Raw genomic sequence first — 24,264 nt, forward strand, 5'->3', positions numbered from 1 at the left:
CCCACGCGCACACCCCCGCACGACCGCAAGGAGTCCGTACCGATGACGTCCATGCCCACCGCCGTGCCCGGCGAGCACGAGCCGCAGCAGGCCGACGCCCTCCCGCCCATCACCATGTTCGGGCCGGACTTCCCCTACGCCTACGACGACTTCCTGGCCCACCCGGCGGGCCTGGGCCAGATCCCGGCCACCGAGCACGGCGCCGAGGTCGCGGTCGTCGGCGGCGGTCTGTCCGGCATCATCACCGCGTACGAGCTGATGAAGATGGGCCTGAAGCCCGTCGTCTACGAGGCCGGCCGGATCGGCGGACGGCTGCGCACCGTCGGCTTCGAGGGCTGCGACGAGTCGCTGACCGCCGAGATGGGCGCGATGCGCTTCCCGCCGTCCTCCACCGCGCTCCAGCACTACATCGACCTGGTGGGGCTCACGACCCGGCCGTTCCCCAACCCGCTGGCGCCCGAGACCCCCTCCACCGTTGTCGACCTCAAGGGCGAGTCCCACTACGCCCGCACCATCGACGACCTCCCGCAGGTCTACCGCGAGGTCATGGACGCCTGGAACGCCTGTCTGGAGGAGGGCGCGGACTTCTCCGACATGAACCGCGCCATCCGCGAGCGGGATGTGCCGCGCATCCGCGAGATCTGGTCGCGGCTGGTGGAGAAGCTGGACAACCAGACGTTCTACGGCTTCCTCTGCGACTCCTCGGCCTTCACCTCCTTCCGGCACCGGGAGATCTTCGGCCAGGTCGGCTTCGGCACCGGCGGCTGGGACACCGACTTCCCCAACTCCATCCTGGAGATCCTGCGCGTCGTCTACACCGAGGCCGACGACCACCACCGCGGCATCGTCGGCGGCAGCCAGCAGCTTCCGCTGCGGCTGTGGGAGCGCGAGCCCGAGAAGATCGTCCACTGGCCGCACGGCACCTCGCTGTCGTCCCTGCACGACGGCGATCCGCGCCCGGCCGTGACCCGGCTGCACCGCGCCGCGGGCGACCGCATCGTGGTCACCGACGCGGACGGGGACATCCGCTCGTACCGGTCGGTCGTCTTCACCGCGCAGTCCTGGATGCTGCTCTCCAAGATCGACTGCGATGACTCGCTCTTCCCGATCGACCACTGGACGGCGATCGAGCGCACCCACTACATGGAGTCCAGCAAGCTCTTCGTCCCCGTCGACCGCCCGTTCTGGCTGGACAAGGACGAGACCACCGGGCGCGACACCATGAGCATGACGCTCACCGACCGGATGACCCGCGGCACCTATCTGCTGGACGACGGCCCGGACCGCCCGGCCGTCATCTGCCTCTCGTACACCTGGTGCGACGACAGCCTCAAGTGGCTGCCGCTGTCGGCGAACGAGCGGATGGAGGTCATGCTCAAGTCGCTTGCGGAGATTTATCCGAAGGTGGACATCCGCAAGCACATCATCGGCAGCCCGGTCACCGTCTCCTGGGAGAACGAGCCCTACTTCATGGGCGCGTTCAAGGCCAACCTGCCCGGCCACTACCGCTACCAGCGGCGGCTGTTCACCCACTTCATGCAGGACCGGCTGCCCGCGGACCAGCGCGGCATCTTCCTCGCGGGCGACGACATCTCCTGGACCGCCGGGTGGGCCGAGGGCGCCGTACAGACCGCGCTCAACGCGGTGTGGGGCGTCATGCACCAGTTCGGCGGCGCCACCGACCCCACGAACCCGGGGCCGGGCGACCGTTACGACGAGATCGCGCCGGTGGAACTGCCGGAGGACTGAGCCGGGCCGGGCTCCGGCCGTCCGCATCGCGCGTCGATCAGGACGGCAGGGGAGTGAGCAGAAAGCGCCCGACCAGGCCCACGCCCGCGTCGATCCGCTCGGTGAACTCCTCGGCCAGCTCGGGGAGTCGGCGCAGCCCCCACAGGGCGCGGAACGCCGCCCACGCGGCGTCCCGCGCCCGGTCCAGGCTCCATGAACCCACCAGATGCGTCAGCGGATCGGCCACGTCGAGCAGATCGGGGCCGGGCATCAGCTCCTCCCGGATCCGCTCCTCAAGACCGGTGAGCAGGATGCCGACCCGGTCGAAGTCGCCCTCCAGGGCGGCCGGTTCCACGTCCCGGGCCCGGCAGGTGTCCACCAGCGCGAGCGCCAGGTCATGGCCGATATGGGCGTTGATCCCGGCCAGCGCGAACTGCACCGGACGCACCTCCGGGTGGCACCGCAGCTCGAACAGCGGCCGCCAGCAGGCGGGCGGCCGGCGCCCCGCCGCCACCGCGTCCACGGCCGCCAGATAGCGCCCGGCGAAGCGCGCATCCAGCTCCTCGGTGGCGGCCGGGTCCTGGAAGTACCCCGCCGCGAGCCCCCGGCCGACCTCCTCGGTGACCGACAGATACACCTGGTTGAAGACCGCCACCCCGTCCCCGGGCGGCAGCGCCGCGCCGAGCGCGCGCATCCGCGCCACGACGCTCCTCACACTCCGCGGCGGTGCGGGCGGCGCACCGGTCGGCATCGTCATGGACGCAAGCGTGGCAGCCCGGCCCCGTGCCGTCCGGCCGAGCGCCGTCGCTTCCCCGTATCGGCCCAACGCCCGTCAACAACGCACCCGGCCTCCCATCATGGGACCGGCACAACCTGGATACGTGTCCCGGGCGCGGTGACGATGGAGGCGTGCACCGATCGGAACTCGCGGACTTCCTGCGCTGCCGCCGTGCCCGGCTCGCCCCCGCCGACGTGGGGCTGACCCCCGGCCCGCGGCGCCGTACGCCCGGACTGCGCCGGGAGGAGGTGGCTCGGCTCACCGGGATGTCGCCGGACTACTACACCCGGCTGGAACAGGCCCGCGTCCCGCGCCCCTCCCGCCGGATGCTCACCGCGCTGGCCCGTGCGCTCCGGCTCACCGACGCCGAGCGTGACCATCTCTTCCGGCTGGCGGGGGAGGAGCCACCGCACGATCCGGCCACCGCCGGGCATATCCGCCCCGGGCTGCTGCGCGTCCTGGACCGGCTGCACGACACCCCGGCGCAGGTGGTCACCGACGGGGGCGAGGTGCTGGCCCGGAACACCATGGCGGCGGCCCTGCTCGGTGACCTGACGGCGAGGCCGCCGGGCGAACGCGAGGAGCGTGCCGAAGGGCGTTCCCCGGTGCGGCGGTTCCGGCATCCGGCGGTGGGGGAACTGGAGCTGGAGTGTGAGGTGCTGCTGAGCGCGGACCACGGCCAGCGGCTGATCGTGTACACCGCCCGCCCCGGCAGTGACTCCGCCGAACGGCTGGAACTGCTCCGGGTCGTGGGCCTCCAGGACCTCGCCCCGAGCGAATGAGGTCCCGGCTGTGCCGCTTGTCAGGTGCGCGCTTCTGCGAAGAAGTCGGAGAGCGACTCTGCCTCCGCATAGCTGGGAAGCGCGGTGGGGGAGTTGTCCGGGCGGGCCTCGGGGTGGGCGATGGACCAGGCCAGGCCGACGGCGCTGTGCAGCGCGGCACGGAAGAGCAGCGAACCGCAGCTGATCCGCCGTACGCCCAGTTCGGCCAGGCGCTCATAGGTGTGATGGCCGGGGGAGAAGAGGACGTTGAGCGGGGTGTCGCCGAGGTCGTCCGCGAGTGCGGCGATGTGGTGCTCGTCGGTGAGCGCGGGGATGAAGACACCATCGGCGCCCGCCTCGACATACGCCGCGAGGCGCTCGGCGGTCATCGACAGCCGGGGCGCGTCCGCGGCGCCGATGGCGGCGAGCCAGTGGGTGTCGGTGCGCGCGTTGACGAACAGCCGGGGGACTCGCTCCTTGATCGCCGCGATCACCGCGCACTGGTGCGCGAGCGGGGCGAGGGTGCCGTCGGGGCGTCCGTCCTCGATGTTCACCCCGACGACCCCGGCCGCGTCCAGCTCGGCCGCGAGCGCGGCGATTTCCTCGGGCCGCTCGCTGAACCCGCCCTCGATGTCCACGCTCACCAGTGCGGGAAGGCGGGCCAGCCCGCGTGCGAGGGTGAGCGTCTCCGCGCGGGTGGCGCCCGCCGCGTCCGGCAGCCCGGCCGCGACGGCGACCCCCAGGCTGGTGGTGCCGATGGCGGGGAAGCCGCGGCGGACGAGGGCGGCGGCGGAGGCGTGGTCCCAGGCGTTGGGGAGCAGCAGCGGGCGTTCGGTGTGATGGAGCCGGTGAAAGGCGGCGTGGCCGGTGGGACCGTCGGCCCGCGGTGCCGGTGCGGGGTTCTGGTGATCGCTCATGGTTCCGACGGTAGGTCCGTATCGCTTCGGTTCCCGCCGAACCGTTGCGGGGGCGGGTTCAGGCCACGGCGGTGACGCCGAGCAGGTCGCGCAGGGCCCGTTCGCCGTCGGGGCTGACGCGCAGCGCGCGTCCGCTGCCGATACGTACGCACCAGCCGGTGTCCAGCGCGTGCCGGCACAGCGCGGCCCCGGCCACCCCGGCCAGATGCGGCCGTCGCTCGGTCCAGTCGAGACAGCTGCGGGCCATCGGCCGCCGCCCGCGCGAGGCGGCATCCGGCAGATCGATGCCCAACTCCCGGAACCAGTCCATACCGCTGTCGGTCAACGCGAACCCCGTCGACCCCTGGAGCAGCCCGCGCTCCAGCATCGCGTCGGTGATCGTGGTGCCCAGCCGCCCGGCCAGATGGTCGTAGCAGGTCCGCGCCCGCGCCAGCGCGGCGCTCGCGCTGGAGGCACGCAGCGTACGCGGCGGGGCCGGTGGCGCGGCATATGCGGACAGATCCTCGATCAGCTGCGCCACCTGCGGACCGGCCAGCCGCACATAGCGATGGCGGCCCTGGCGCTCCTGGGCCAGCAGACCGCCGTCGATCAGCTTGTTCAGATGCTCGGTGGCGGTCGAGGCGGCCACCCCGGCATACCGCGCCAGCTCCCCAGCGGTCCACGCCCGCCCGTCGAGCAGCGCCAGACATATGGCGGCGCGCGTCTCGTCGGCGAGCAGCGCGGCCAGCCGCGCGAGTTGCGGACCGCTGTGCGGGGACTGCGTCATGCCTCCATGGTGCGCCCGCGACCCTTCGGCGGTCCCCGAAGGGTCGGGGGATCGGGGGTGAGCGGGCGCCCCGGCGCGCGCCGGGTCAGCCGGAGGTGGTGCGCTGTGCGGCGTTGCGGTCGTGGGGCGCGGCGCCCGGTGCGTGGGTGGTTTCGTGGGCCGCGCCGTGGAGGACGCCCGCGCCTGCGACCAGGCCCAGTGCGCCCACCGTGACCAGGCAGAACGACACCGTCAGCGAGGTCATGTCCGCGATCGAGCCCATCGCCGCGGGGGCGATCAGCCCCGAGGTGTAGGTGATCGTGGCCACGCCCGCGATGGCCTGGCTGGGGGCCGGGCCGCTGCGGCCCGCGGCGGCGAACGCCAGCGGCACCACGACCGCGATGCCCAGCCCGATGAGGCCGAAGCCCGCGATGGCGAGGGCCGCGTTCGGCGCCGTGACCACCCCGAGGCCGCCGAGCGTGGCGAGCGCCCCGCCCGCCCGTACCGTCCGTACCGCGCCGAACCGGCCCACGACCGCGTCGCCCGCCAGCCGGGCCGCGGCCATGGTGCAGGAGAAGACCGTGGTGCAGGCGGCGGCGACCGCGGGGGAGGAGTCCATGACGTCCCGCAGATAGACCGCCGACCAGTCGAGGCTCGCCCCCTCGGCGAACACCGCGCAGAACCCCACCGCGCCGATGATCAGCGCGGAGCGCGGCGGAAGCGCGAAACGCGGCGGCGGATGCTCCTCGGCCGCGCTGCGCAGATCCAGGACCCAGTGACAGGCGATCGCGCCCAGCACCGTCAGGGCCCCGGCCGCGATGGCCAGATGCAGCCGGGCGTCCGCCTCGGCGTGGGCCGCGACCGTGCCCGCCGCCGAGCCGATGAGCGCGCCCGCGCTCCACATCCCGTGCAGCCCGGACATGATGGGGCGGCCCAGCCGGGTCTCGATCTCCACGCCGAGGGCGTTCATGGCGACGTCGGACATCCCGGCGGTCGCGCCGAACACGAACAGCGCGCCGCACAGCCAGACCAGGCCGGGGACGAGCGGGGGGACCGCGAGCCACAGGCACCACAGGGCCAGCAGTCCGCGCAGTGCCGCGCGGGCGCCGAAGCGGTGGCTGATCCGCCCCGCGAGCGGCATCGCGAAGGAGGCTCCGATCGCGGGGAAGGCGAGGGCCAGGCCGAGTTGGCCCGCGCTGATGTCCAACCGCTCCTGGACCCAGGGGATGCGGGTGGCGAAGTTCCCGGTGACCGCGCCGTGGACCGTGAACACCGCCGCGACGGCCATCCGCGCCCGCCGTACCGGGATCATCCGGAGCGCCCCGGATTCCGTACCACTGCTCATCGCGGTCGCTCCCTCCCCGACGCACGGCAGCACGGCCCGTCCCCGTCTGATGCCGGTGGGAAGCTATCAGGGAGCCTGCCTGATGGATAGGCGATTTCTCCGGCCGGCGCCGGCCGGCGTTCGGCGTCGGCGTCTGCACCACATCGGGCTCGGCGCGCCCGGTCTGGTGGACCCCGCCACCGGTGAGCTCAACTCCCCTGCCGGGCTGCCCTCCTGGCACCGCGAACTGGCCGCCGCGCTGCACGCCGGGCTGACGGCGCCGGTGCTGCTGGAGAACGAGGTCAACCTCGCCGCGGTCGCGGAACAGCGGCTCGGCGTGGTGCGCGACCGGGACACCTTCGTCCTGCTGTGGCTCGGCCACGGGGTGGGCGCGGCCGTGGTGCTGGACGGGGTGCTGCGCCGCGGCGCCTCGGGCGGCACCGGCGAGATCGGCTTCCTGCCGGTGCCGGTGCCGGGGACCGCGGGGCTGCCCTCGGCGACCGGCTGCGACGGCGGCTTCCACGCCCTCGCGGGCAGCCGCGCCATTTGTGAACTCGCCCGTGACCACGGTCTGGACGCGGCTCCGGCGCACGGTACGGACGACGCGGACCGTACGGACGACGCGGGGGCCGCGGAGGCGGTGCTGCGGGCGGCCGTCGCGGCGGGGGAGCGGGCGGCGCCCTTCCTGGACGCTCCGGCGGCCCGCGTCGCAGTGGGCGCCGCCGCGGTGAGCGCGGTGCTCGACCCGGGCTGTGTGGTCCTCGGCGGCGAGTCGGCCGTGCCGGGGGTACGGCCCTCGCCCACCGCGTCGCGGCGCACATCACCCGGATGTCCCCGCCGCGCACCGAGATCCGCCCCGGAGCCGTCGGCGGGGGCGCGGTCCTCCGCGGCGCGGTCCTCACGGCCACGGACGCGGCCCAGAACGACCCGTTCGGCGCGGGCTGGTCCAGTCCGGCCGACCCATGCGGGGCCCCAGTCCCGCAGGCCCCCGGGCCTGATTCCCGCTCCGTGGGTGAGGGAAGCCACAGGGGGTGGGTCTCCAAGTCCGCTGATCGTCATGGCACACTGGGCCCGTACCAGTGACGTCAGCGCACTCCGGGGTCGGTGAAAATCCGAACCGGCGGTTACAGTCCGCGACCCGTCCGCCGCCAGCGGCCGGTTGACCAGGTGAAATTCCTGGACCGACGGTGAAAGTCCGGATGGGAGGCAGTGCGCGGCGAATGCGACATCACCGGTGCGCCGCCATCGGCGGTCCGCGCTCTTCTCGTGCGGGCCCGTCTGCCGATCCCGGCGTGTCGGCGGCGCCGTCGTTCGTTCGTGTCGTTTCCGACAGCCCCGGAGTCCGTGCCCGAAGAGGCAGGAGGACCCGGTGGCCACCGCAGCCGAAGCCGAAGCGATGCGCCATGCCGTCGCGCTCGCAGCCCACGGTCTCGGCCACACCAGCCCCAACCCCGTCGTCGGCTGCGTCATCCTCGACGCCCACGGCCGCACCGTCGGTGAGGGCTGGCACCAGCGGGCCGGTGGCCCGCACGCCGAGGTCCACGCGCTGCGCGCCGCGGGTGAACGGGCCCGTGGCGGGACCGCGCTGGTCACCCTCGAACCCTGCAACCACACCGGCCGCACCGGACCCTGTGCGCAGGCGCTCATCGACGCCGGGGTGGCCCGCGTCCGCTACGCAGTCGCCGACCCCACCGCCGAGGCCCGGGGCGGCGCCGCCACGCTCGCGGCCGCCGGGATCGATGTCGCGGCCGGACCGCTGACCGACGAGGCCGAAGCGGTCAACGAAGCCTGGCTGACCTCGATGCGGCGCGGCCGCCCCTTCGTGCTGTGGAAGTACGCCGCCACCCTCGACGGGCGCAGCGCCGCGGCCGACGGCACCAGCCGCTGGATCACCTCCGCCGCCTCCCGCGCCGATGTGCACCGGCTGCGCGCCGAGGCGGACGCCGTGGTCGTCGGCTCCGGCACGCTGCGCGCCGACGACCCCCATCTGGCCGTCCGCGACCGGGACGGGGCGACCCAGCCGCTGCGCGTCGTCGTCGACACCCGCGCGACCATCACCCCCGGCGCCCGGGTCCTGGACGACGCGGCGCCCACGCTGATCGCCGTCGCCGAGGACGCCGACACCGGCCATCTGCCGGGCGTGGAGACCGTACGGCTGCCCCGCTCCGCCGACGCCGAGGGGCTCGACATCGGCGCGCTGCTGACCGCGTTGCACCACCGCGGGGTGCGCTCCGTACTGCTGGAGGGCGGGCCCACGCTCGCCGGGGCGTTCCTCGCCGCCGGAGCCGTCGACAAGGTCGTCGGCTATCTGGCCCCCGTTCTGCTCGGCGCGGGCCCCGCGGCCCTCGCCGACGCCGGAATCACCACCATCGCGCAGGCGTTGCGCCTCGAGGCGGCCGATGTCACCCGGCTCGGGCCCGATCTGCGCGTCACCGCTGTTCCCGCAGCCACCCTCGCCGAGGAGAACTGAAGTGTTCACCGGAATTGTCGAAGAACTGGGTGAGATCGTCGCCATCGAGAACCTGGGCGACGCCTCCCGCTTCCAGGTGCGCGGCCCCGTCGTCACCGACGGTGCGAAGCATGGCGACTCCATCGCGGTCAACGGTGTCTGTCTCACCGTCGTGGACCGCGAAGAGGGCCCCGCGGGTGGCGAGTTCAGCGCCGATGTGATGGCCGAGACCCTGAACCGCTCCAGCCTCGGCGCGCTCGCCGTGGGCTCCCGCGTCAACCTGGAGCGCCCGATGGCGCTCGGCGGGCGGCTCGGCGGCCATCTCGTCCAGGGCCATGTCGACGGCACCGGCACCATCGTCGAGCGCAAGCCCTCCGAGCACTGGGAGATCGTCAAGATCTCGCTCCCCGCCGACCTCAGCCGCTATGTCGTGGAGAAGGGCTCCATCACCGTCGACGGCATCAGCCTGACCGTCGTGGACGCGGGCCCCGACTACTTCACCGTGAGCCTGATCCCGACCACGCTCGCCCTCACCACCCTCGGCGTCAAGCAGACCGGGGACCCGGTCAACCTCGAGGTGGACGTGGTCGCCAAGTACGTCGAGCGGATGCTCGGGGACCGCGCCCACGGCCCCGCCGCGACCCCCGCTTCCGGAACCACCCATGGGGAGGCCGTCTCATGACCGCCCGCGACCGTCTGGGCACCGTCCCCGGACAGATCCACCGCGAGGCCGCGAGCGCGCCCGTCCTTGGAAGGAGTGTCATGAGCGAGGCATACGCGGAGACCGCGTCGCAGACCGCCGAGCCGCAGCCGACGACCCCCGCACCCCTGCTCACGGGCGGGGAGTGGCCCGACGAACTGGCGCTGGACTCCGTCGAACGGGCCATCGCCGAGATCGCCGCGGGCCGCCCCGTCGTGGTCGTGGACGACGAGGACCGGGAGAACGAGGGCGATCTCATCGTCGCCGCCGAGAAGGTCACCCCCGAGATCGTCGCGTTCATGATGTCCGAGTGCCGCGGGCTGATCTGCGCCACGCTGGAAGGCTCCGACCTCGACCGGCTGGAGCTGCCCCAGATGGTGGAGCAGAACTCCGAGTCCATGCGCACCGCCTTCACCGTCTCGGTCGACGCCACCGCCGAGCACGGTGTCAGCACCGGTATCTCCGCCGCCGACCGGGCCACCACCCTGCGGCTGCTGGCCGATCCGCACAGCGCCCCCGGTGACTTCGCGCGCCCCGGCCATATCTTCCCGCTGCGCGCCCGCCACGGCGGAGTGCTCGCCCGGGACGGCCACACCGAGGCCGGGGTCGATCTGGCCCGGCTCGCGGGGCTGCGCCCGGCCGCCGCGATCGTCGAGATCGCGGGCGAGGACGGCGCCATGCTGCGCCTGCCGGACCTGGTCGCCTTCGCCCGTAAGCACGATCTGGCGATCATCTCCATCGAGGACCTGATCGCCCACCGCAAGGCGCTGGAGCCCATCGTGCGGCGCGAGGCCCAGACCCGGCTGCCCACCGCCTTCGGGGACTTCCAGGCGTACGGCTACCGCTCCACCGCCGACGGCGTCGAGCACATCGCGCTCGTCCACGGCGAGATCGGCGACGGCGAGGACGTGCTGGTGCGCGTCCACTCCGAATGCCTCACCGGCGATGTGTTCCACTCGCTGCGCTGCGACTGCGGCCCCCAGCTGCACGCCTCTCTGGAGCGGGTCGCCGCCGAGGGCCGCGGGGTGGTGCTCTATCTGCGCGGCCACGAGGGGCGCGGTATCGGGTTGCTGTCCAAGCTGCGCGCGTACCAGCTCCAGGAGCTGGGCCGGGACACCCTGGACGCCAATCTGGAGCTGGGGCTGCCCGCCGACGCCCGGGACTACGCCGCGGGCGCGGACATCCTCACCGACCTCGGTGTGGGCTCGCTGCGGCTGATGACCAACAACCCCGAGAAGACCACGGCCCTGGTCCGCCACGGACTGCGGGTCCTCGGCCGGGAGCCGATGCCGGTCCAGGCCGGGGAGCACAATCTGCGGTACCTGCGCACCAAGCGGGACCGGATGGGGCATGAGCTGCCCTGGCTGGACGGCGACCAGGCCGAACCCGTGTCCGCCTGCGGCAACCAGTAGCCGCGCCGGTCACCGGCACCGAGTACATCCGAACGACCAACCACCAGAACGATCCGAACGACCCGTACGGAACCCGTACGAGGGCACAGACGCACCAAGGAGAGACGTGAGCGGTAAGGGCGCCCCCGAACTGTCCGTGAAGAACTGCGGCGACCTGCGCGTGGCCGTCATCGCCGCCCAGTGGCACGAGCAGGTGATGGACGGGCTGGTCGACGGCGCGCTGCGCGCCCTCGGCGAGCTCGGCATCTCCGAGCCCACCGTGCTGCGGGTGCCCGGCAGCTTCGAGCTGCCGGTGGTCGCCAAGGTCCTGGCGGGCCGCGGCTACGACGCGGTCGTGGCCCTCGGCGTGGTCATCCGCGGTGGCACCCCCCACTTCGACTATGTGTGCCAGGGCGTCACCCAGGGCCTCACCCAGGTCAGCGTGGACACCGGGGTTCCCATCGGCTTCGGCGTGCTGACCTGTGACACCGAGGAGCAGGCACTCGACCGGGCCGGGATCGCCGGATCCAGCGAGGACAAGGGCCACGAGGCGGTCACCGCCGCCGTCGCCACCGCCACCACCCTGCGCTCGGTCGCCGAACCCTGGCGCTGAGCCGGGTCGGCCCGCACCAGTAGGATGACGGGCATCATGGCCAACAAGACGTTCGAGGAGCTCTTCGCCGAGCTCCAGCAGAAGGCCGCCACGGCCGATCCCGCCACCTCCCGCACCGCCGAGCTGCTCCAGTCCGGTGTGCACGCCATCGGCAAGAAGGTGGTGGAGGAGGCCGCCGAGGTGTGGATGGCCGCCGAGTACGAGAGCGACGCGGCGACCGCCGAGGAGATCTCACAGCTCCTCTACCACCTTCAGGTGATGATGGTCGCCAAGGGCCTCTCCCTCGACGACGTCTACGCTCATCTCTGAGCCGTCGGTCGCCGACCCGCCGCGTCTGCCGGCTCACCGAGCCCCACGCCACCCCCTCGCAACCGAATCGCAACCGAAGGAAAGAACGCTCATGCTGCGCATCGCCGTCCCCAACAAGGGTTCACTGTCCGAGCCTGCGTCGGCGATGCTCCATGAGGCGGGCTACCGGCAGCGCAAGGACCGCAAGGAGCTCGTCCTCGTCGACTCCGACAACGACGTGGAGTTCTTCTTCCTGCGCCCCCGCGACATCGCCGTCTACGTCGGCTCCGGCCGGCTGGACATCGGCATCACCGGCCGCGATCTGCTGCTGGACTCCGGCTCGAAGGCCGAGGAGATCATGCAGCTCGGCTTCGCCGGGTCCACCTTCCGATACGCCACCCTCCCCGGCACCGCCAAGGACGTCAGCGAGTTCGGCGGGAAGACCGTGGCCACCTCCTTCGCCGGACTGGTCACCAAGCACCTGGCCGACCACGGGGTGGACGCCGATGTGGTCCACCTCGACGGGGCCGTCGAGACCGCCATCCAGCTCGGGGTCGCCGAGATCATCGCGGATGTCGTGGAGACCGGCACCACCCTGCGCAACGCCGGACTGGAGATCATCGGCGAGCCGATCCTGCACTCCGAGGCCGTGGTGATCCGCCGCACCGGCGCCCCCACCGACGACCCCAAGGTGCAGCAGTTCCTCCGCCGGATGCAGGGCGTCCTGGTGGCCCGGCGCTACGTGATGATGGACTACGACATCCGCGTCGAGCACGTCGAGCGCGCCGTGGCGCTCACCCCCGGCCTGGAGTCGCCCACCGTCTCCCCGCTGCACCACGAAGGCTGGGTCGCGGTCCGTTCCATGGTCCCGTCCAAGGACGCCCAGCGGATCATGGACGAGCTGTACGACCTGGGGGCCCGGGCGATCCTGACCACCGGGATCCACGCCTGCCGGCTCTGACCCACGGCCACCACGGCCATCCCGCCCACCCGCCTCCCACGAGAGACCGACCACGTGTCCGCCGCCGCGCCGCTGCCCGCCCTGCCCGTCACCTTCCGGCCGACCAGGACCCGGGCGGTCCTGATGACCGTCGGCACCGCCGTTGTCATCGTGCTCACCGCGGTCGGGCTGCTCCTGGATCGCCTGAGCCCGGGGGAGAAGGCCAGCTTCATCATCACCGGCCTGATCTTCTTCGGGGTGCTGGTGCTGCTGAGCCGCCCCAAGGTGGTGGCCGACGCGGACGGGGTGACCGTGGTGAACCTCACCACCAAGCGCCGCCTGGAGTGGGCCGAGGTGCTCCGGGTCAATCTGCGGCCCGGTGATCCCTGGGTCTTCCTGGACCTCGCCGACGGCACCAGCCTGCCCGCCATGGGCATCCAGCCGGGCATCGCCAAGGAGCGGGCCATCAACGACGCGCGGGCGCTGCGGGCCCTGGCCGAGAAGCACGGCACGGGCGGTGAATCGGCATGAACCGGGCCTTCGCGGCCGGTCCGCGGAGGCCGGGCGGCACTCCATCGGCCCGAGGGGCCTGCCCGTGACGCCCCATCCTTGATTACCCTGTTGCCGGGGCCGAACGGTGCCCCGCCCCGCCTTCTTCTGTTCGCGTGCCCCCGCGCGGCCGGCGGGCTCCCCTGCGACCCGAGGAGTGACTCCCTCCGCAGATGGACGGATCGTCCTGTAGTACCTGCGCCGCCGCCGGCCCCAAGGCGGCGGCATGAGCACCACCCTGTCCCTTCTGCTGCTCTCCGCGGCACTTGTTCTCATCCTCGCCAACGGCTTCTTCGTAGCGGCGGAATTCGGCCTTGTCACCGTCGAGCGGCCGGACGCCGAGCGCGCCGCCGACGAGGGCGACCGACGCGCCCGCACCGTGGTCGAGGCGCTGCGCGAACTGTCCTTCCAGCTCTCCGGCACCCAGTTGGGCATCACCATCACCTCGCTGGTGGTCGGCATGCTCGCCGAGCCCGCGCTCGGCCATCTGCTGACCAGGCCGCTGGAGGCCACCGGACTGCCGCACGGAGCCGTGTCCGGCGTCGCCGTGGTGATCGGCATGCTGGTGGCGTCCGCCGTGCAGATGGTCATCGGCGAACTGGTGCCCAAGAACTGGGCCGTCTCCCGGCCCCTCCAGGTCGCCCGGTTCGTCGCGGGCCCGCAGTACGCCTTCGCCCGCTTCTTCCGGCCGGTCATCGCCCTGCTCAACACGGTCGCCAACCGGCTGGTGCGGATGCTGGGCGTGGAGCCCACCGAGGAGCTGGCCTCCGCCCGTACCCCCGGCGAGCTGGTCTCGCTCGCCCGCCACTCGGCACGCGCGGGTGCCATCGAGCAGGACACCGCCGATCTGTTCGTACGGACCCTCTCCCTGGGCGACCTCACCGCCCAGCATGTGATGACCCCGCGGGTGAGGGTCAGCGCCCTCCAGTCCACGGCCACTGCCGAGGACGTCCTCAACCTCACCCGGGCCACCGGGCTCTCCCGCTTCCCGGTCTACCGCGACCGCCTGGACGAGGTCATCGGGATGGTGCACCTCAAGGACGCCCTCGCGGTCTCCGCGCCCGACCGGCTGCGCACCCCCGTCGGCCGGATCGCCCAGCCCCCGGTGCTCGTCCCCGAGACCCTGCCGGTCCAGCCGCTGCTGGAGCAGCTCCGCAGCGAGCAGCCGATAGCCGTGGTCGTCGACGAGTACGGCGGCACGGCGGGCGTGGTCACCCTGGAGGACATCGTCGAGGAACTGGTCGGCGAGGTCCGCGACGAACACGACGACGAAGCCGCCGAAATGCCTGATCTGACCCAGATTGTCACCGAGGATGGTCGCCACGCCTGGGATGTCGACGGCGGCTGCCGCGTCGACACCCTGCGCCGGATCGGCCTCGAGGCACCCGACGGGCCGTACGACACCGTCGCCGGACTCGTCGCCGACCTGCTGGCGCGGATCCCCGCACCCGGCGACACCGCCGAGCTGCCCGGCTGGAAACTGGCCGTCCGGCAGGTCGGCCACCACCGGGCGGAGCTGGTACGCATCGTCCGCGCCAAGACGGGTACGCCGGTGGGGCAGGCGTCCACCGCCACCTGCCCGGCTGCCAGTACGGCCGCCGGTGCGGCCGTCGGGAAGGGAACCGAGCGATGAGTCTCGTCCAACTGCTCTTCGCCGCCCTGCTGGTGCTCGCCAACGGCTTCTTCGTGGGCGCCGAGTTCGCCCTCGTCTCGGTGCGCCGCAGCCAGATCGAGCCGCGCGCGGCCGAGGGCTCCGGCCGCGCCCGTACGGTGCTCACCGGTCTGGAGAACCTGCCGCAGATGATGGCGGCCGCCCAGTTCGGCATCACCGTCTGCTCGCTGACCCTCGGTGCGGTCGCCGAGCCGACCGTGGCCCATCTGCTGGAGCCGGTCTTCCACGCCGTCCATCTCCCCGCCGGGTTGGTCCACCCCGTCGGCTACGCCATCGCGCTCGCCGTCGTGGTCTTCCTGCACCTGGTCATCGGCGAGATGGTGCCGAAGAACCTGGCCATGGCGGCGCCGGAGAAGACCGCACTGTGGCTCGGCCCCGGACTGGTCGGCTTCGCCCGGCTGTGCCGCCCGGTCACCGCGGCGCTCGGGGCCAGTGCCCGGGTGGTGCTGCGGCTGTTCCGCGTCGAGCCCAAGGACGAGGTCGAGGCGGTCTTCACCAGCGAGCAGCTGACCCATCTGGTGGAGGACTCCCGGCAGGCCGGACTGCTGGAGCCCGGTGAGCACGAGCGGCTCGCCGACGCCCTGGAGCTGGGCAGCCGCCCGGTCACCGATGTGCTGCTCGACCCGGCGGGCCTGGTCACCGTCGACCCCTCGGTCACCCCGCGGCAGATCGAGGAACTGACCGTACGGACCGGCTACTCACGCTTCCCGGTGCGCGGCCCCGGCGGCGCCTTCATGGGCTATCTGCATGTGAAGGACGTCCTGGATCTGGAGTACCCGGAGCGCGCCGTACCGCAAGCCGTATGGCGGCCGATCGAGACCCTGCGCGCGGAGCTGCCGCTGGACGACGCGCTCACCGTGATGCGCCGTGCCGCCTCGCATCTGGCGGCGGTCGCCGACGCCTCGGGGAAGGTGCTGGGCCTGGTGGCCCTGGAGGACGTCCTGGAGATCCTGGTCGGCGAGGTCAGGGACCCCGCCCACCGGGCCGGGAAGCGCCGCCGGGTGGCCGAGCCGCGCGGTGCCGTGGCGGAGCCGGGCGGGCGGGAGCCCGCGCAGCCGAACGGAACGGAACCGGCGGAGCAGCCCGCGATGGTGGCACGCTAGGCGCTCCGCGGGAAGTGCCGCGACGTGCCGTCGTTCGGCTGCGGCTGCGTCGTGGCTGGTCGCCCACGCGGCGGAAGCCGCACATCGACACAGCCGCGGCGGAGCCGCACATCGACACAGCCCCGCGCCCCAGCCGGTCCGCCGCGGCGGGGGTCGCCGCTCCAGGGGGCAGGGGGCCGTACGGGGGTGGTCAGGACAGCGGGTCCTGCGGGTCGCGGTACATCGGACCGCGGCCCGACAGGACCTCCCCGTACGCCTGCATCAGATCCGGCAGCCGCAGCGTGGCCAGATCGTCACGGGTCGGGGTGCCCGTCCACCCGGACAGTCGCAGATCCCGGTAGGCACAGCTCTTCTCGTACAGAGTGCGCAGAAAGCGGCCGTTGCCCAGCTCGTCGATCCAGCCCTGGTCCACCACATGGCCGCTGATGCTGCGCAGTTCCTCCACGGCCTCCTCGTCCCACACATCGCCGTTCTCGGCGGCCAGCACCTCGCCGATGCGGGTCAGTTCGAGCGGGCGGTAGCTGGGGAAGTCCACCCGGGTGGTGAAGCGTGAGCCGAGGCCGGGGTTGGCGGCCAGCAGCCGGTCCATGCCTTCGGGATAGCCCGCCAGGATCACCACCAGCCGGTCGCGGTTGTCCTCGGCGCGCTTGAGCAGCACCTGGAGCGCCTCGTCGCCGTACGCGTCGCCCTTGCTGTAGCCGGAGTTGGACAGGCTGTACGCCTCGTCCACGAAGAGCACTCCGCCCAGCGCCGAGTCGATCAGGTCATTGGCCTTCACCGCCGTCTGGCCCAGGTACTCGCCGACCAGATCGGCGCGCCCGGCCTCCACCAGATGGTCCCCGGCCAGCAGCCCGAGCGCGTAGAAGACCCGGCCGAGGATACGGGCCACGGTCGTCTTGCCGGTGCCCGAGGGGCCGGAGAAGACGAAGTGCCGCTTGGGGGGCTGGACCGGCAGGCCCTGACCGGCGCGCAGCCGCGCCATATGGAGCTGTGCGGACAGCGCCCGCACCTGTCGCTTGACCGGCTCCAGGCCGACCATGCGCTCCAGCTCCTGCAACGCGCTCTCCAGCAGCACCGGATCGGAGGGGCCGGGCTGGGCGGGCGCCCCGGACCGCTCACGGGTGCCGCCGGAGCCCACCACGGCGGAGCCGAGCAGGGCCGCGCCACCGGGACCGGCCTCACCGCCCGGCCGCAGCTCACGGCCGTCGCCCGGGTCGGTGGCGGGCAGCGGGTCGGGGTCGGCGGCCGTGCTGTCGCGGACATCGCCCGCGTCCTGGCCGCCGACACCGGCCAGCGAGACGGCCGCCAGGTCCGCCGGCTCGTCGAGTCCGTCGGACTGGGCTATCGCCGCCAGCCGCGCCGAGGTGTCCATGAAGGTGGGGTCGATCCGGTGCACCGCGCGGTACAGGGGGAGCGCGGCGGCACTGCGCCCGGTGCCCTCGTGGGCGCGGGCGAGCCAGTAGCGCAGCTCCTTGCGCTGGGGCTGTTCGCTGCGGCAGCGCATCAGGGCGGCGGCGAGCAGCGGTTCGGCCTGGCTGAACATCTCCAGCCGGACCCGTGCCATCCCGCCGAAGAGCCCCGCCTCGATACCGAGGAGCGGATCGTCCAGCAGTGGCTCGGTGTGCCGCACCAACTGCTCCCAGTCCTTGACCAGATACGCGCGGCAGGCGTGCAGAAAACGGGCCTGGGGGTCCGCCTCCACCGGCGGGCATCCGGCCAGCGCCCGGTCCAGCTCGGGGACATGGCGGCCGTCGAGCCAGTGGGAGGCGTGGGCGAGCAGCAGATCGCGGCTGGTCTCCAGCACTGGCTGGACCCACCAGCCCAGCCAGTACCAGGAGTTGAGGGTGCGGCGGTGCCGGGCGCGCTGCTCGCCGAAGCGGTCGCGATGGCGGTACATCCGCAGCAGCGCGGTGGCGGTGTCGGCGCGCAGGGCGTGCAGACCGAGCCAGGCGTCGGCCATACCGGGGTCGTGCCGCACGGCGGCCCGGAACTCCTCCTCGGCCTGTGCGTAGGCGCCCATCGTGTAGGCGTCGACGGCCCGCAGCCAGGCAAGGTCGGCCGGGGCGTGCGATCCTTGCGTGCCGAAATCCATCACGTCCCCCACAACCCCTGCCCCCGTGGATGCCGCAGGGGCGACTGCCTCTTGGGCATCGTACCTGCGCAGGCGGCACCGGCCGAGGGTGCCGCACTGTTGTTCGTCGCAATCGCACAATGCGCAGCGGGTGTGCGCGGGAGGCGTATAGGGGGCGCGAGCTGCGCTGTCCGCCGGGGAGCCCATGGTAACCGAGGGTGATGCGTACGCTGCGCAACGCATCGGAAAATCGGCTCCGGACAGGACGAAGCCCCCGATCACGGGGGAACAACCGGGGGCTTCGCGTTGTGGGGCGACTCGTACGAGTCGCACATTGAGAACGTAAGACCTGTATGGCCCCCAGGTCAAGCCGAGTTGGGGCACGCGTCGCACCTCGGGCACCGGGGTGCGGACTGGTCGGCCACGCTAGCTCACGCTGTGTGAGACGGGGGACCGTTTCGGTCGACCGCCGCCGGTCCCGGCAGCAACGTGTACCCCTGCTTTCCCTGGCCCACCAGCGTGTCGGCATGCGGACGCGAGGGGTCGGCGGCGAAGTGCAGACGTTCGGCGTGTCGCCAGCCGTCCCAGAATGCGGACAGTTCCGGTCCATCGCGGAGCTCGCCCCGCCGCCAGGCGAGATGGTCGGGCAGATCCATCCACAACAGATGGGCCAGATACGGGCGTACGGCGCGACGGCCGCTGCCCACCCCCTCCAGCAGGACGACCGGAGCGGGGTCCAGCCGCCGCCGCTGCGCCGCGAAGCGGCGCTCCACCCAGTCGTACGGGGCGTACCGGGCGGCGGTGCCACGGGCGAGGGGCCCCAGGACATCCCGGCGCAGCCGCCCCGCCCAGCCGAACAGCTCGTCATGGGTGGCGAGGTCGTCGGTGTGCAGCACCGGGGCGCCGCCGAGCGCCGCCGCCAGCCGCCCCGCGAGGGTGGTCTTCCCCGAACCGGCGTGACCGTCCACGGCGACGACGCGGACCGCGCCGCAGGAGGGCGGCAGGGCGCGCAGCCGCCGCGCGAGCGCGTCGAGAGTGCCGGGAGCGCCGTCCGGGGCGGTCGGTTCGGGTGAGTACATCGCCGCCCAGCCTACGGCTCCCGCCCCTCCGTTCACTCCACTGGTCCACACCAATATTGATAAGCGGAGCGGGTGGGAATCACTGGTCCGAGACCACCCGCAGCGGCCATAGTTGGGCGACCGTCACACACCCACCGCCCCCTTGGACGACTGCACGACTTGGACGATCGGACGACTGGACGACGACTGGGGGAACCCTCGTATGAGCAGATCCGGATCCACACCCCGCCGTTCCGTGCTCGCCGCCGCGCTCGGTGTCGCGGGCGCGGCCGCCGTCTCCACCGCCGCGGCCTCCGCCGCCGGCGCGACCCGCCCGGCCGGGGCGCCGCGGGCGGAGGCGGCCGCGGCCGGCGAGCCGAAGGGCCGCAAGGCCGCGGCGGTCGCGGAGTACTACGGCTGGAGCAGCAGCGCCGACTGGAAGGCCGGGACCGCCAAGGGCGTCCGCGCCCAGGCCGGCGCCCGCCCCGGCATCGTGATCGCCACCCCCGCGGGCAGCACGGACTACACCGATCCGCACACCGGCACCAAGGCCACCTGGGAGTACGCGACCTGGACCTCCCCGGTGCGCAAGCTCTCGGTCCCCGCGACCGAGGCCATCGTCTCCTGGAACGCCCGCACCCCGGCCGGCACCTGGATCCAGGTCGAGCTGAAGGGCACCTACTCCGACGCCACCAGCACACCCTGGTATGTGATGGGCCGCTGGGCCTCCGACGACGGCACCACCTCCATCCGGCGCACCTCGGTGGACGACCAGAGCGACAACAAGAGCTCGGTGTGGACCGACACCCTCTCCGTCGACGCCCCGGCGAGCGGGCTGCGGCTGGTCTCCTACCGGATCCGGCTCACCCTCCACCGCAGGCCCGGCACCACGCTCACCCCCACGGTGTGGCGGGTCGGCGCGATGGGCTCGGACGTACCCGACCGCTTCGAGGTGCCCGCCTCCGAGCCCAGCCTGGGCAAAGGCCGTGAGCTGACCGTCCCGCGCTATTCGCAGGAGATCCACAAGGGCCAGTACCCCGAGTACGACAACGGCGGCGAGGCGTGGTGCAGCCCCACCTCCTCGCAGATGATCATCGAGTACTGGGGCCGCAAGCCCACCGCCGACGATCTGGCCTGGGTCAACCCCGACTACGCCGACCCCCAGGTCTGCCACGCCGCCCGCGCCACCTTCGACTACCAGTACGACGGCTGCGGCAACTGGCCCTTCAACGCCGCCTACGCCGCCACCTACCGCGACCTCCAGGGTGTGGTCACCCGGCTCGGCTCGCTCACCGACGCCGAGAAGCTGATCAGTGTCGGCATTCCGCTGATCACCTCGCAGTCCTTCCTCAAGACCGAGCTGGACGGGGCGGGATACGGCACCGCGGGCCATCTGATGACCGTCGTCGGCTTCACCGCCGACGGCGATGTCATCGCCAACGACCCGGCCTCGCCCGGCAACGACGCCGTCCGCCACATCTACCAGCGGCGCCAGTGGGAGAACATCTGGCTCCGGACCAAGCGCTATGACGCGAACGGCCAAGTCAAGGGCGGTTCGGGAGGAGTGTGCTACCTCTACTTCCCCGCCCAGCCCACCGCCGCTCAGCGCACGGTGCTCAAGGAGCTCGGCATCGGCTGAGCGCCGGCCCCTCCCGGCGGGCCGCGGCGGCCGTCAGGCGGCGGCGCGCACCTCCCGCGCGGCGTCCGCGTGGAGCGCGACCCGCACCAGAGCCGCGGCCAGCCGGGGGAGGTCCGCCTCGTTCACCAGCCGTCCCAACGACTCGGGGCTCGTGGGCAGCCCGAGGCGCTCGGCGCCCTGCTGTGCCTTGCGGTCGAAGTACGGGGCGAACTCGGGCCAGACGCCCTGTGCCTCGCGCAGGAAGATGTGCACCCCGGACGGGCCGATGCCGGTGATCTCCTGGAGCAGCTCCCCGGGGTCCCCGGCCTCGCGCATCCGGCGCAGATCCCCCCGGTAGTCCCGGTTCACCAGCTCCGCCGCCTCCCCGAGCTGGGTGGCGGTCCGTTCGTCGTAGCGCCGGTACCCTCCCTCGCCCAGCGCGTCGACCCGCTGTTGCCAGTCGGCCTCCGCCATCCGCCGCGGGGTGCGCATCCCCGCCTGGAACAGGGCTCGCGCGGAGGCGACGGCGATATCGGATCTGATCCGCGCGGACAGCAGATGGGAGAGGACCAGCAGCTGGTAGAGCGGTTGGGGGGTATTACGGAGCTTGATCCCGGCGTCGGCGGCGAAGGTGGTGCCCTGCCGGTCGAGCAGACTGCGCACCACGCTCGCGTTCTTCTCGCTCACAGCGGACCCCTCTCCTTGTGTCTGCCGGGCGAGCGTCACGGGTACCCCGCGGCGTTCCCCTCACTCGGGACCGGTTCGGGTGATCTTCCATATCCGGGTGGCCACCTGGAGGTTGAGCCTGCTCTCCGCATCCGTGAGATCCATCCCGGTGATCTCGCGGATGCGCCGCAGCCGGTAGCGCAGGGTGGAGCGGTGGATGACCAGAGCCGCAGCGGCCTCGCTGTAGTGGCCCCCGCAGTCGAAGTACCGGGACAGCGTCTCCACCAGGGCGCTGTGGTGCCGGGCGTCGTAGTCCAGCAGCGGACCCAGCCACTCCCGGACGAAGCGGTCCACCTCCCGGTGGTCACCGCCGGGCGGCAGGATCCGGTACAACCCCAGGTCGTCGAAGAACGTCATCCCGTGCGCGGGGTGCGAACGGCTGCGCACCTCCAGTGCCCGCAGCGCCTCCTGGTAGGAGCGCGGCACCTCGTGCGGGCCCTCGCAGCGCCCGCCCACACCGATCGCCCCGGCCTCGCTGCCGACCTCCCGGCTCAGCGCCCGGTACAGCGATCGCTCGCCCGGCGCGCCCCGGGCCACCAGCACCGCCGTACCGTCGCGCCGGGTGGACAGCACCGGCAGACCCAGGCTCGCGGCCGCCCGGCCCAACGCCTCCAGGAGCGCGTCGTCCGCCGTCCGGCCGGACCAGCGCACCGCGATCACATGGTGCGGACCGTGCAGATCGTGGCCCACCGCCTCGGCACGAGCATGGGCGCCGTGGACATCCGTGCCCGCGAGCAGATCGTCGACCAGTTCATGCCGCAGCCGCAGCTCCACCTCGGCCAGTTCGCGCAGGTGCGCCAGCTCCAGGGCGAGCGATGCCGCGGCGTGGTCCAGGGCCCGTACCGTCCGCTCGCCCGCTCTGCCCCCGGGGTCGACCAGCGACAGGACGCCCAGTACCTCACCGCGCGGGGCGGCCACCGCCACCAGCCGGTCCCTGGCCCGCACCGGACGCGGCCGCCGGGCGGCGTCACGCAGCAGCTCCTCGCGGTGGACCGGGTCGGGCTTGGGATACGGATCCGGGCGTCCCGGGCCCGCCCAGGCCCGGAGATTGCCGAACCGGTCCTCGATCACCGCGGGCAGACCGGTGACCCGGTGCAGCGCCCGGACGATGCCCTCCTCACCGTCGCCCCGGGCGACCGCGCGGGCCAGGGTGTCGTGGACGGTGCGCAGATGCCCCAGGTCGGACAGGGAGGAGTGGAGCCGCCGCCGGATCGCCTCCCGTTCGTCCCGGGCCCGGCGCGCCTCCGCGGCATGGGCCCGCTCCCGGCGGTGTGCGGCGGCGATGGACAGCGCCGCGGCCGTCTGCCGCACCAGCACCGCGAGCAGAAACCGTTCGTCGTCACCGGGCCGGTCGCGTGAGCTGACCACCAGCGCACCACGCAGCCCGCCCGGCTCACGCAGTCCGAACGCCCAGCCCCAGGCGCGCCGGGGGAACCGCACCGGTCCGTCCCGTCCCGCCAGCTCCCGCACCTGGGCGTCGAGGGCGGCGGTGGCCCGCGGCCCGTCGTGCGGACAGCGGACCAGGGCATCGCCGAGCAGCAGATAGCCCGCCTCGGCACGGCCCGGCCCGACCGCGCTGACCTGCGCCATCGCCCGGTGGAGTATCTCGGCCTCATCCCGGCTGTCGAACATCGTCAGACAGCGCGACAACAGATCGTGTATGACGCCTGAGGGAGCCATAGCGGGCGGAGTACCCATTTCCTGAGGAACCATCCCATATATTGGCGATTCCTCTGTATCCGCAGGGTGACTCCCGCGGTGCACTCTCGACCCGCCAGGAGCAGGACCACCGGCCTCTGTTTTGTCACTCTGGTCACTGTGGTACCGCCACTGGTTCCACCGGTGGCGACGGGCGCGATTCCGGCGGCGAAGGGCGAAGACGATGGCCATCGAAGCGGATCCGCATCTGACGATGGTGCGGGATGTCACCCCGCGCACCCTCGAGGGATGCGAGGAGTGTCTGCGCATGGGTTCCCTCTGGGTCCATCTGCGGCTCTGTCTGACCTGCGGGCATGTGGGCTGTTGCGACTCCTCGCCGCTGAAGCACGCGCGTGTCCACGCCGCCGATCAGAAGCATCCGGTCGTGGCGCCTTTGGAGCCGGGGGAGGACTGGCGGTGGTGCTATGTGCACGAGGCGCCGGTCTGAGCCGGGGGAGACCGCGCGGTGACATGAGGGCGTGCGGTGACGTCGAGCCGCGCGGTGACATCGGGTCGCACAGGGGTGTGAGACCGCGCAGGGGCGTGAGGCGGCGCGCCGTTGTGAAAGAGTGCGCCGATGAGAGTCGCCCAACGTCCCTGCACGCCCCCGGAGATGGGAGGCGATGAGCACACTTCCCCCTGGGCCGGGGCGGATTGGCGGACAGTGTGCTCAGCATCACCGTCCTCGTTCCGGGCAGCCGAACTCCGCCATCTCGCCCCCGCGGGCCTCATCGGCCGCCGCGGACCCGGACGCCCGGGCGTATGCCTCGTGAGTGCCCCGGCAACCGCCCCCGCGGAACCGCCCCATTCCCGCGCCGTCCTGCGGCGGGACCCGCTCCGGAGGCCGCGCGATGGCGCGATCCGGACGGTGGCAGGTGCCGCTGACAGGTGCCCGGCTTCTCCCGGCTTCTCCCTTCTCCCCGGGCTGGATGTGGACTGTCGATTTCCGTTTTTCCTTTCCCCATCGAATGGTTGATCAGTAATCTCGCCTCAGCAGCGGGTTGCCCTGCCGCTCTTCGTCGTGCTCCACTTCCCCGAGGACGCGGACGACCCGAGGGCGGCCCCGGAAGCCGGAAGAGGGCGAAGGAAGTGCAGGACGTGGACTGGCGGCCGGAGGGAACGTACGCCGCAGGCA

The 24,264-nt window shown here is 72.7% G+C and carries 21 protein-coding genes, 1 pseudogene and 1 riboswitch; of the genes and pseudogenes, 14 read left to right on the top strand and 8 right to left on the bottom strand.

Annotated elements, in window-relative coordinates:
- Positions 1-42: 42 nt before the first annotated feature.
- A complete protein-coding gene (locus tag JK363_RS07955) occupies positions 43-1,749 on the top strand; it encodes a flavin monoamine oxidase family protein (RefSeq protein WP_201873169.1) in 1,707 nt (568 codons plus the stop codon).
- A gap of 37 nt (positions 1,750-1,786) precedes the next feature.
- Here the strand turns inward: JK363_RS07955 and JK363_RS07960 are convergent, their stop codons facing one another.
- Positions 1,787-2,485, bottom strand: a complete 699-nt coding sequence (locus JK363_RS07960) for a DUF5995 family protein (protein WP_201873172.1) — start codon at positions 2,483-2,485, stop codon at positions 1,787-1,789.
- 152 nt (positions 2,486-2,637) lie between these two features.
- On the opposite strand from JK363_RS07960, the gene JK363_RS07965 reads away from it, so the two are divergent.
- A complete protein-coding gene (locus JK363_RS07965) occupies positions 2,638-3,288 on the top strand; it encodes an MmyB family transcriptional regulator (protein ID WP_201873175.1) in 651 nt (216 codons plus the stop codon).
- 20 nt (positions 3,289-3,308) lie between these two features.
- Here the strand turns inward: JK363_RS07965 and JK363_RS07970 are convergent, their stop codons facing one another.
- The 3 genes from JK363_RS07970 to JK363_RS07980 form a co-directional block, all read right to left on the bottom strand.
- Positions 3,309-4,184 (bottom strand): isocitrate lyase/PEP mutase family protein, encoded by an 876-nt coding sequence (locus JK363_RS07970; protein ID WP_201873178.1) that lies wholly within the window; start codon positions 4,182-4,184, stop codon positions 3,309-3,311.
- Between the two features lie 58 nt (positions 4,185-4,242).
- Complete coding sequence (locus JK363_RS07975) at positions 4,243-4,950, bottom strand: ArsR/SmtB family transcription factor (RefSeq protein ID WP_201873180.1); 708 nt, start codon at positions 4,948-4,950, stop codon at positions 4,243-4,245.
- An 85-nt stretch (positions 4,951-5,035) separates the two neighbouring features.
- Positions 5,036-6,274 (bottom strand): MFS transporter, encoded by a 1,239-nt coding sequence (locus JK363_RS07980; protein WP_201873184.1) that lies wholly within the window; start codon positions 6,272-6,274, stop codon positions 5,036-5,038.
- Between the two features lie 130 nt (positions 6,275-6,404).
- Between JK363_RS07980 and JK363_RS07985 the strand changes: the two are divergent.
- The 10 genes and pseudogenes from JK363_RS07985 to JK363_RS08030 all read left to right on the top strand — a co-directional run.
- Positions 6,405-7,186, top strand: a pseudogene (locus JK363_RS07985) (ROK family protein); the annotation flags it as partial.
- A gap of 153 nt (positions 7,187-7,339) precedes the next feature.
- Positions 7,340-7,470: riboswitch (FMN riboswitch) on the top strand.
- 152 nt (positions 7,471-7,622) lie between these two features.
- On the top strand, positions 7,623-8,723 hold the full coding sequence (gene ribD / locus JK363_RS07990) for a bifunctional diaminohydroxyphosphoribosylaminopyrimidine deaminase/5-amino-6-(5-phosphoribosylamino)uracil reductase RibD (protein ID WP_201873187.1): 1,101 nt from the start codon (positions 7,623-7,625) through the stop codon (positions 8,721-8,723).
- Position 8,724: 1 nt separating this feature from the next.
- Positions 8,725-9,384, top strand: a complete 660-nt coding sequence (locus tag JK363_RS07995; protein WP_201873190.1) for a riboflavin synthase — start codon at positions 8,725-8,727, stop codon at positions 9,382-9,384.
- 80 nt (positions 9,385-9,464) lie between these two features.
- A complete protein-coding gene (locus JK363_RS08000; protein ID WP_201873719.1) occupies positions 9,465-10,814 on the top strand; it encodes a bifunctional 3,4-dihydroxy-2-butanone-4-phosphate synthase/GTP cyclohydrolase II in 1,350 nt (449 codons plus the stop codon).
- A 106-nt stretch (positions 10,815-10,920) separates the two neighbouring features.
- Complete coding sequence (ribH, locus tag JK363_RS08005; RefSeq protein WP_201873193.1) at positions 10,921-11,406, top strand: 6,7-dimethyl-8-ribityllumazine synthase; 486 nt, start codon at positions 10,921-10,923, stop codon at positions 11,404-11,406.
- Positions 11,407-11,442: 36 nt separating this feature from the next.
- A complete protein-coding gene (locus JK363_RS08010) occupies positions 11,443-11,715 on the top strand; it encodes a phosphoribosyl-ATP diphosphatase (protein ID WP_201873196.1) in 273 nt (90 codons plus the stop codon).
- A 91-nt stretch (positions 11,716-11,806) separates the two neighbouring features.
- Positions 11,807-12,655 carry an ATP phosphoribosyltransferase gene (gene hisG, locus JK363_RS08015; RefSeq protein ID WP_201873199.1) on the top strand — a complete coding sequence of 283 codons (849 nt, stop codon included), beginning with the start codon at positions 11,807-11,809 and terminating at the stop codon, positions 12,653-12,655.
- Positions 12,656-12,709: 54 nt separating this feature from the next.
- Entirely contained in the window at positions 12,710-13,165 is a 456-nt protein-coding gene (locus tag JK363_RS08020; protein WP_201873202.1) for a PH domain-containing protein, read from the top strand.
- A gap of 244 nt (positions 13,166-13,409) precedes the next feature.
- Positions 13,410-14,816, top strand: coding sequence for a hemolysin family protein (locus tag JK363_RS08025; RefSeq protein WP_201873205.1), 1,407 nt, complete (start codon positions 13,410-13,412; stop codon positions 14,814-14,816).
- On the top strand, positions 14,813-15,958 hold the full coding sequence (locus JK363_RS08030; protein ID WP_201873208.1) for a hemolysin family protein: 1,146 nt from the start codon (positions 14,813-14,815) through the stop codon (positions 15,956-15,958). Before JK363_RS08025 ends, JK363_RS08030 begins: the two co-directional genes overlap by 4 nt.
- Before the next feature lie 190 nt (positions 15,959-16,148).
- Here the strand turns inward: JK363_RS08030 and JK363_RS08035 are convergent, their stop codons facing one another.
- Entirely contained in the window at positions 16,149-18,050 is a 1,902-nt protein-coding gene (locus JK363_RS08035; protein WP_201873211.1) for an AAA family ATPase, read from the bottom strand.
- 410 nt (positions 18,051-18,460) lie between these two features.
- Positions 18,461-19,108 carry a uridine kinase family protein gene (locus tag JK363_RS08040; RefSeq protein WP_201873214.1) on the bottom strand — a complete coding sequence of 216 codons (648 nt, stop codon included), beginning with the start codon at positions 19,106-19,108 and terminating at the stop codon, positions 18,461-18,463.
- Positions 19,109-19,310: 202 nt separating this feature from the next.
- Here JK363_RS08040 and JK363_RS08045 point away from each other — a divergent pair, with 202 nt between their 5' ends.
- The gene (locus JK363_RS08045; RefSeq protein WP_201873216.1) at positions 19,311-20,726 is read left to right on the top strand and encodes a C39 family peptidase; all 1,416 of its coding nucleotides are present in this window, start codon (positions 19,311-19,313) and stop codon (positions 20,724-20,726) included.
- A gap of 33 nt (positions 20,727-20,759) precedes the next feature.
- On the opposite strand, the gene JK363_RS08050 is transcribed toward JK363_RS08045, so the two are convergent.
- Both JK363_RS08050 and JK363_RS08055 read right to left on the bottom strand, forming a co-directional pair.
- Complete coding sequence (locus tag JK363_RS08050) at positions 20,760-21,392, bottom strand: HhH-GDP family DNA glycosylase (RefSeq protein WP_201873230.1); 633 nt, start codon at positions 21,390-21,392, stop codon at positions 20,760-20,762.
- Positions 21,393-21,452: 60 nt separating this feature from the next.
- Positions 21,453-23,111 carry a PucR family transcriptional regulator gene (locus JK363_RS08055; protein WP_201873232.1) on the bottom strand — a complete coding sequence of 553 codons (1,659 nt, stop codon included), beginning with the start codon at positions 23,109-23,111 and terminating at the stop codon, positions 21,453-21,455.
- A 202-nt stretch (positions 23,112-23,313) separates the two neighbouring features.
- On the opposite strand from JK363_RS08055, the gene JK363_RS08060 reads away from it, so the two are divergent.
- Positions 23,314-23,577, top strand: coding sequence for a UBP-type zinc finger domain-containing protein (locus JK363_RS08060; protein WP_201873233.1), 264 nt, complete (start codon positions 23,314-23,316; stop codon positions 23,575-23,577).
- Positions 23,578-24,264 lie beyond the last annotated feature (687 nt).

The sequence above is a fragment of the Streptomyces coffeae genome (assembly GCF_016741875.1).
Classification (GTDB): domain Bacteria; phylum Actinomycetota; class Actinomycetes; order Streptomycetales; family Streptomycetaceae; genus Streptomyces; species Streptomyces coffeae.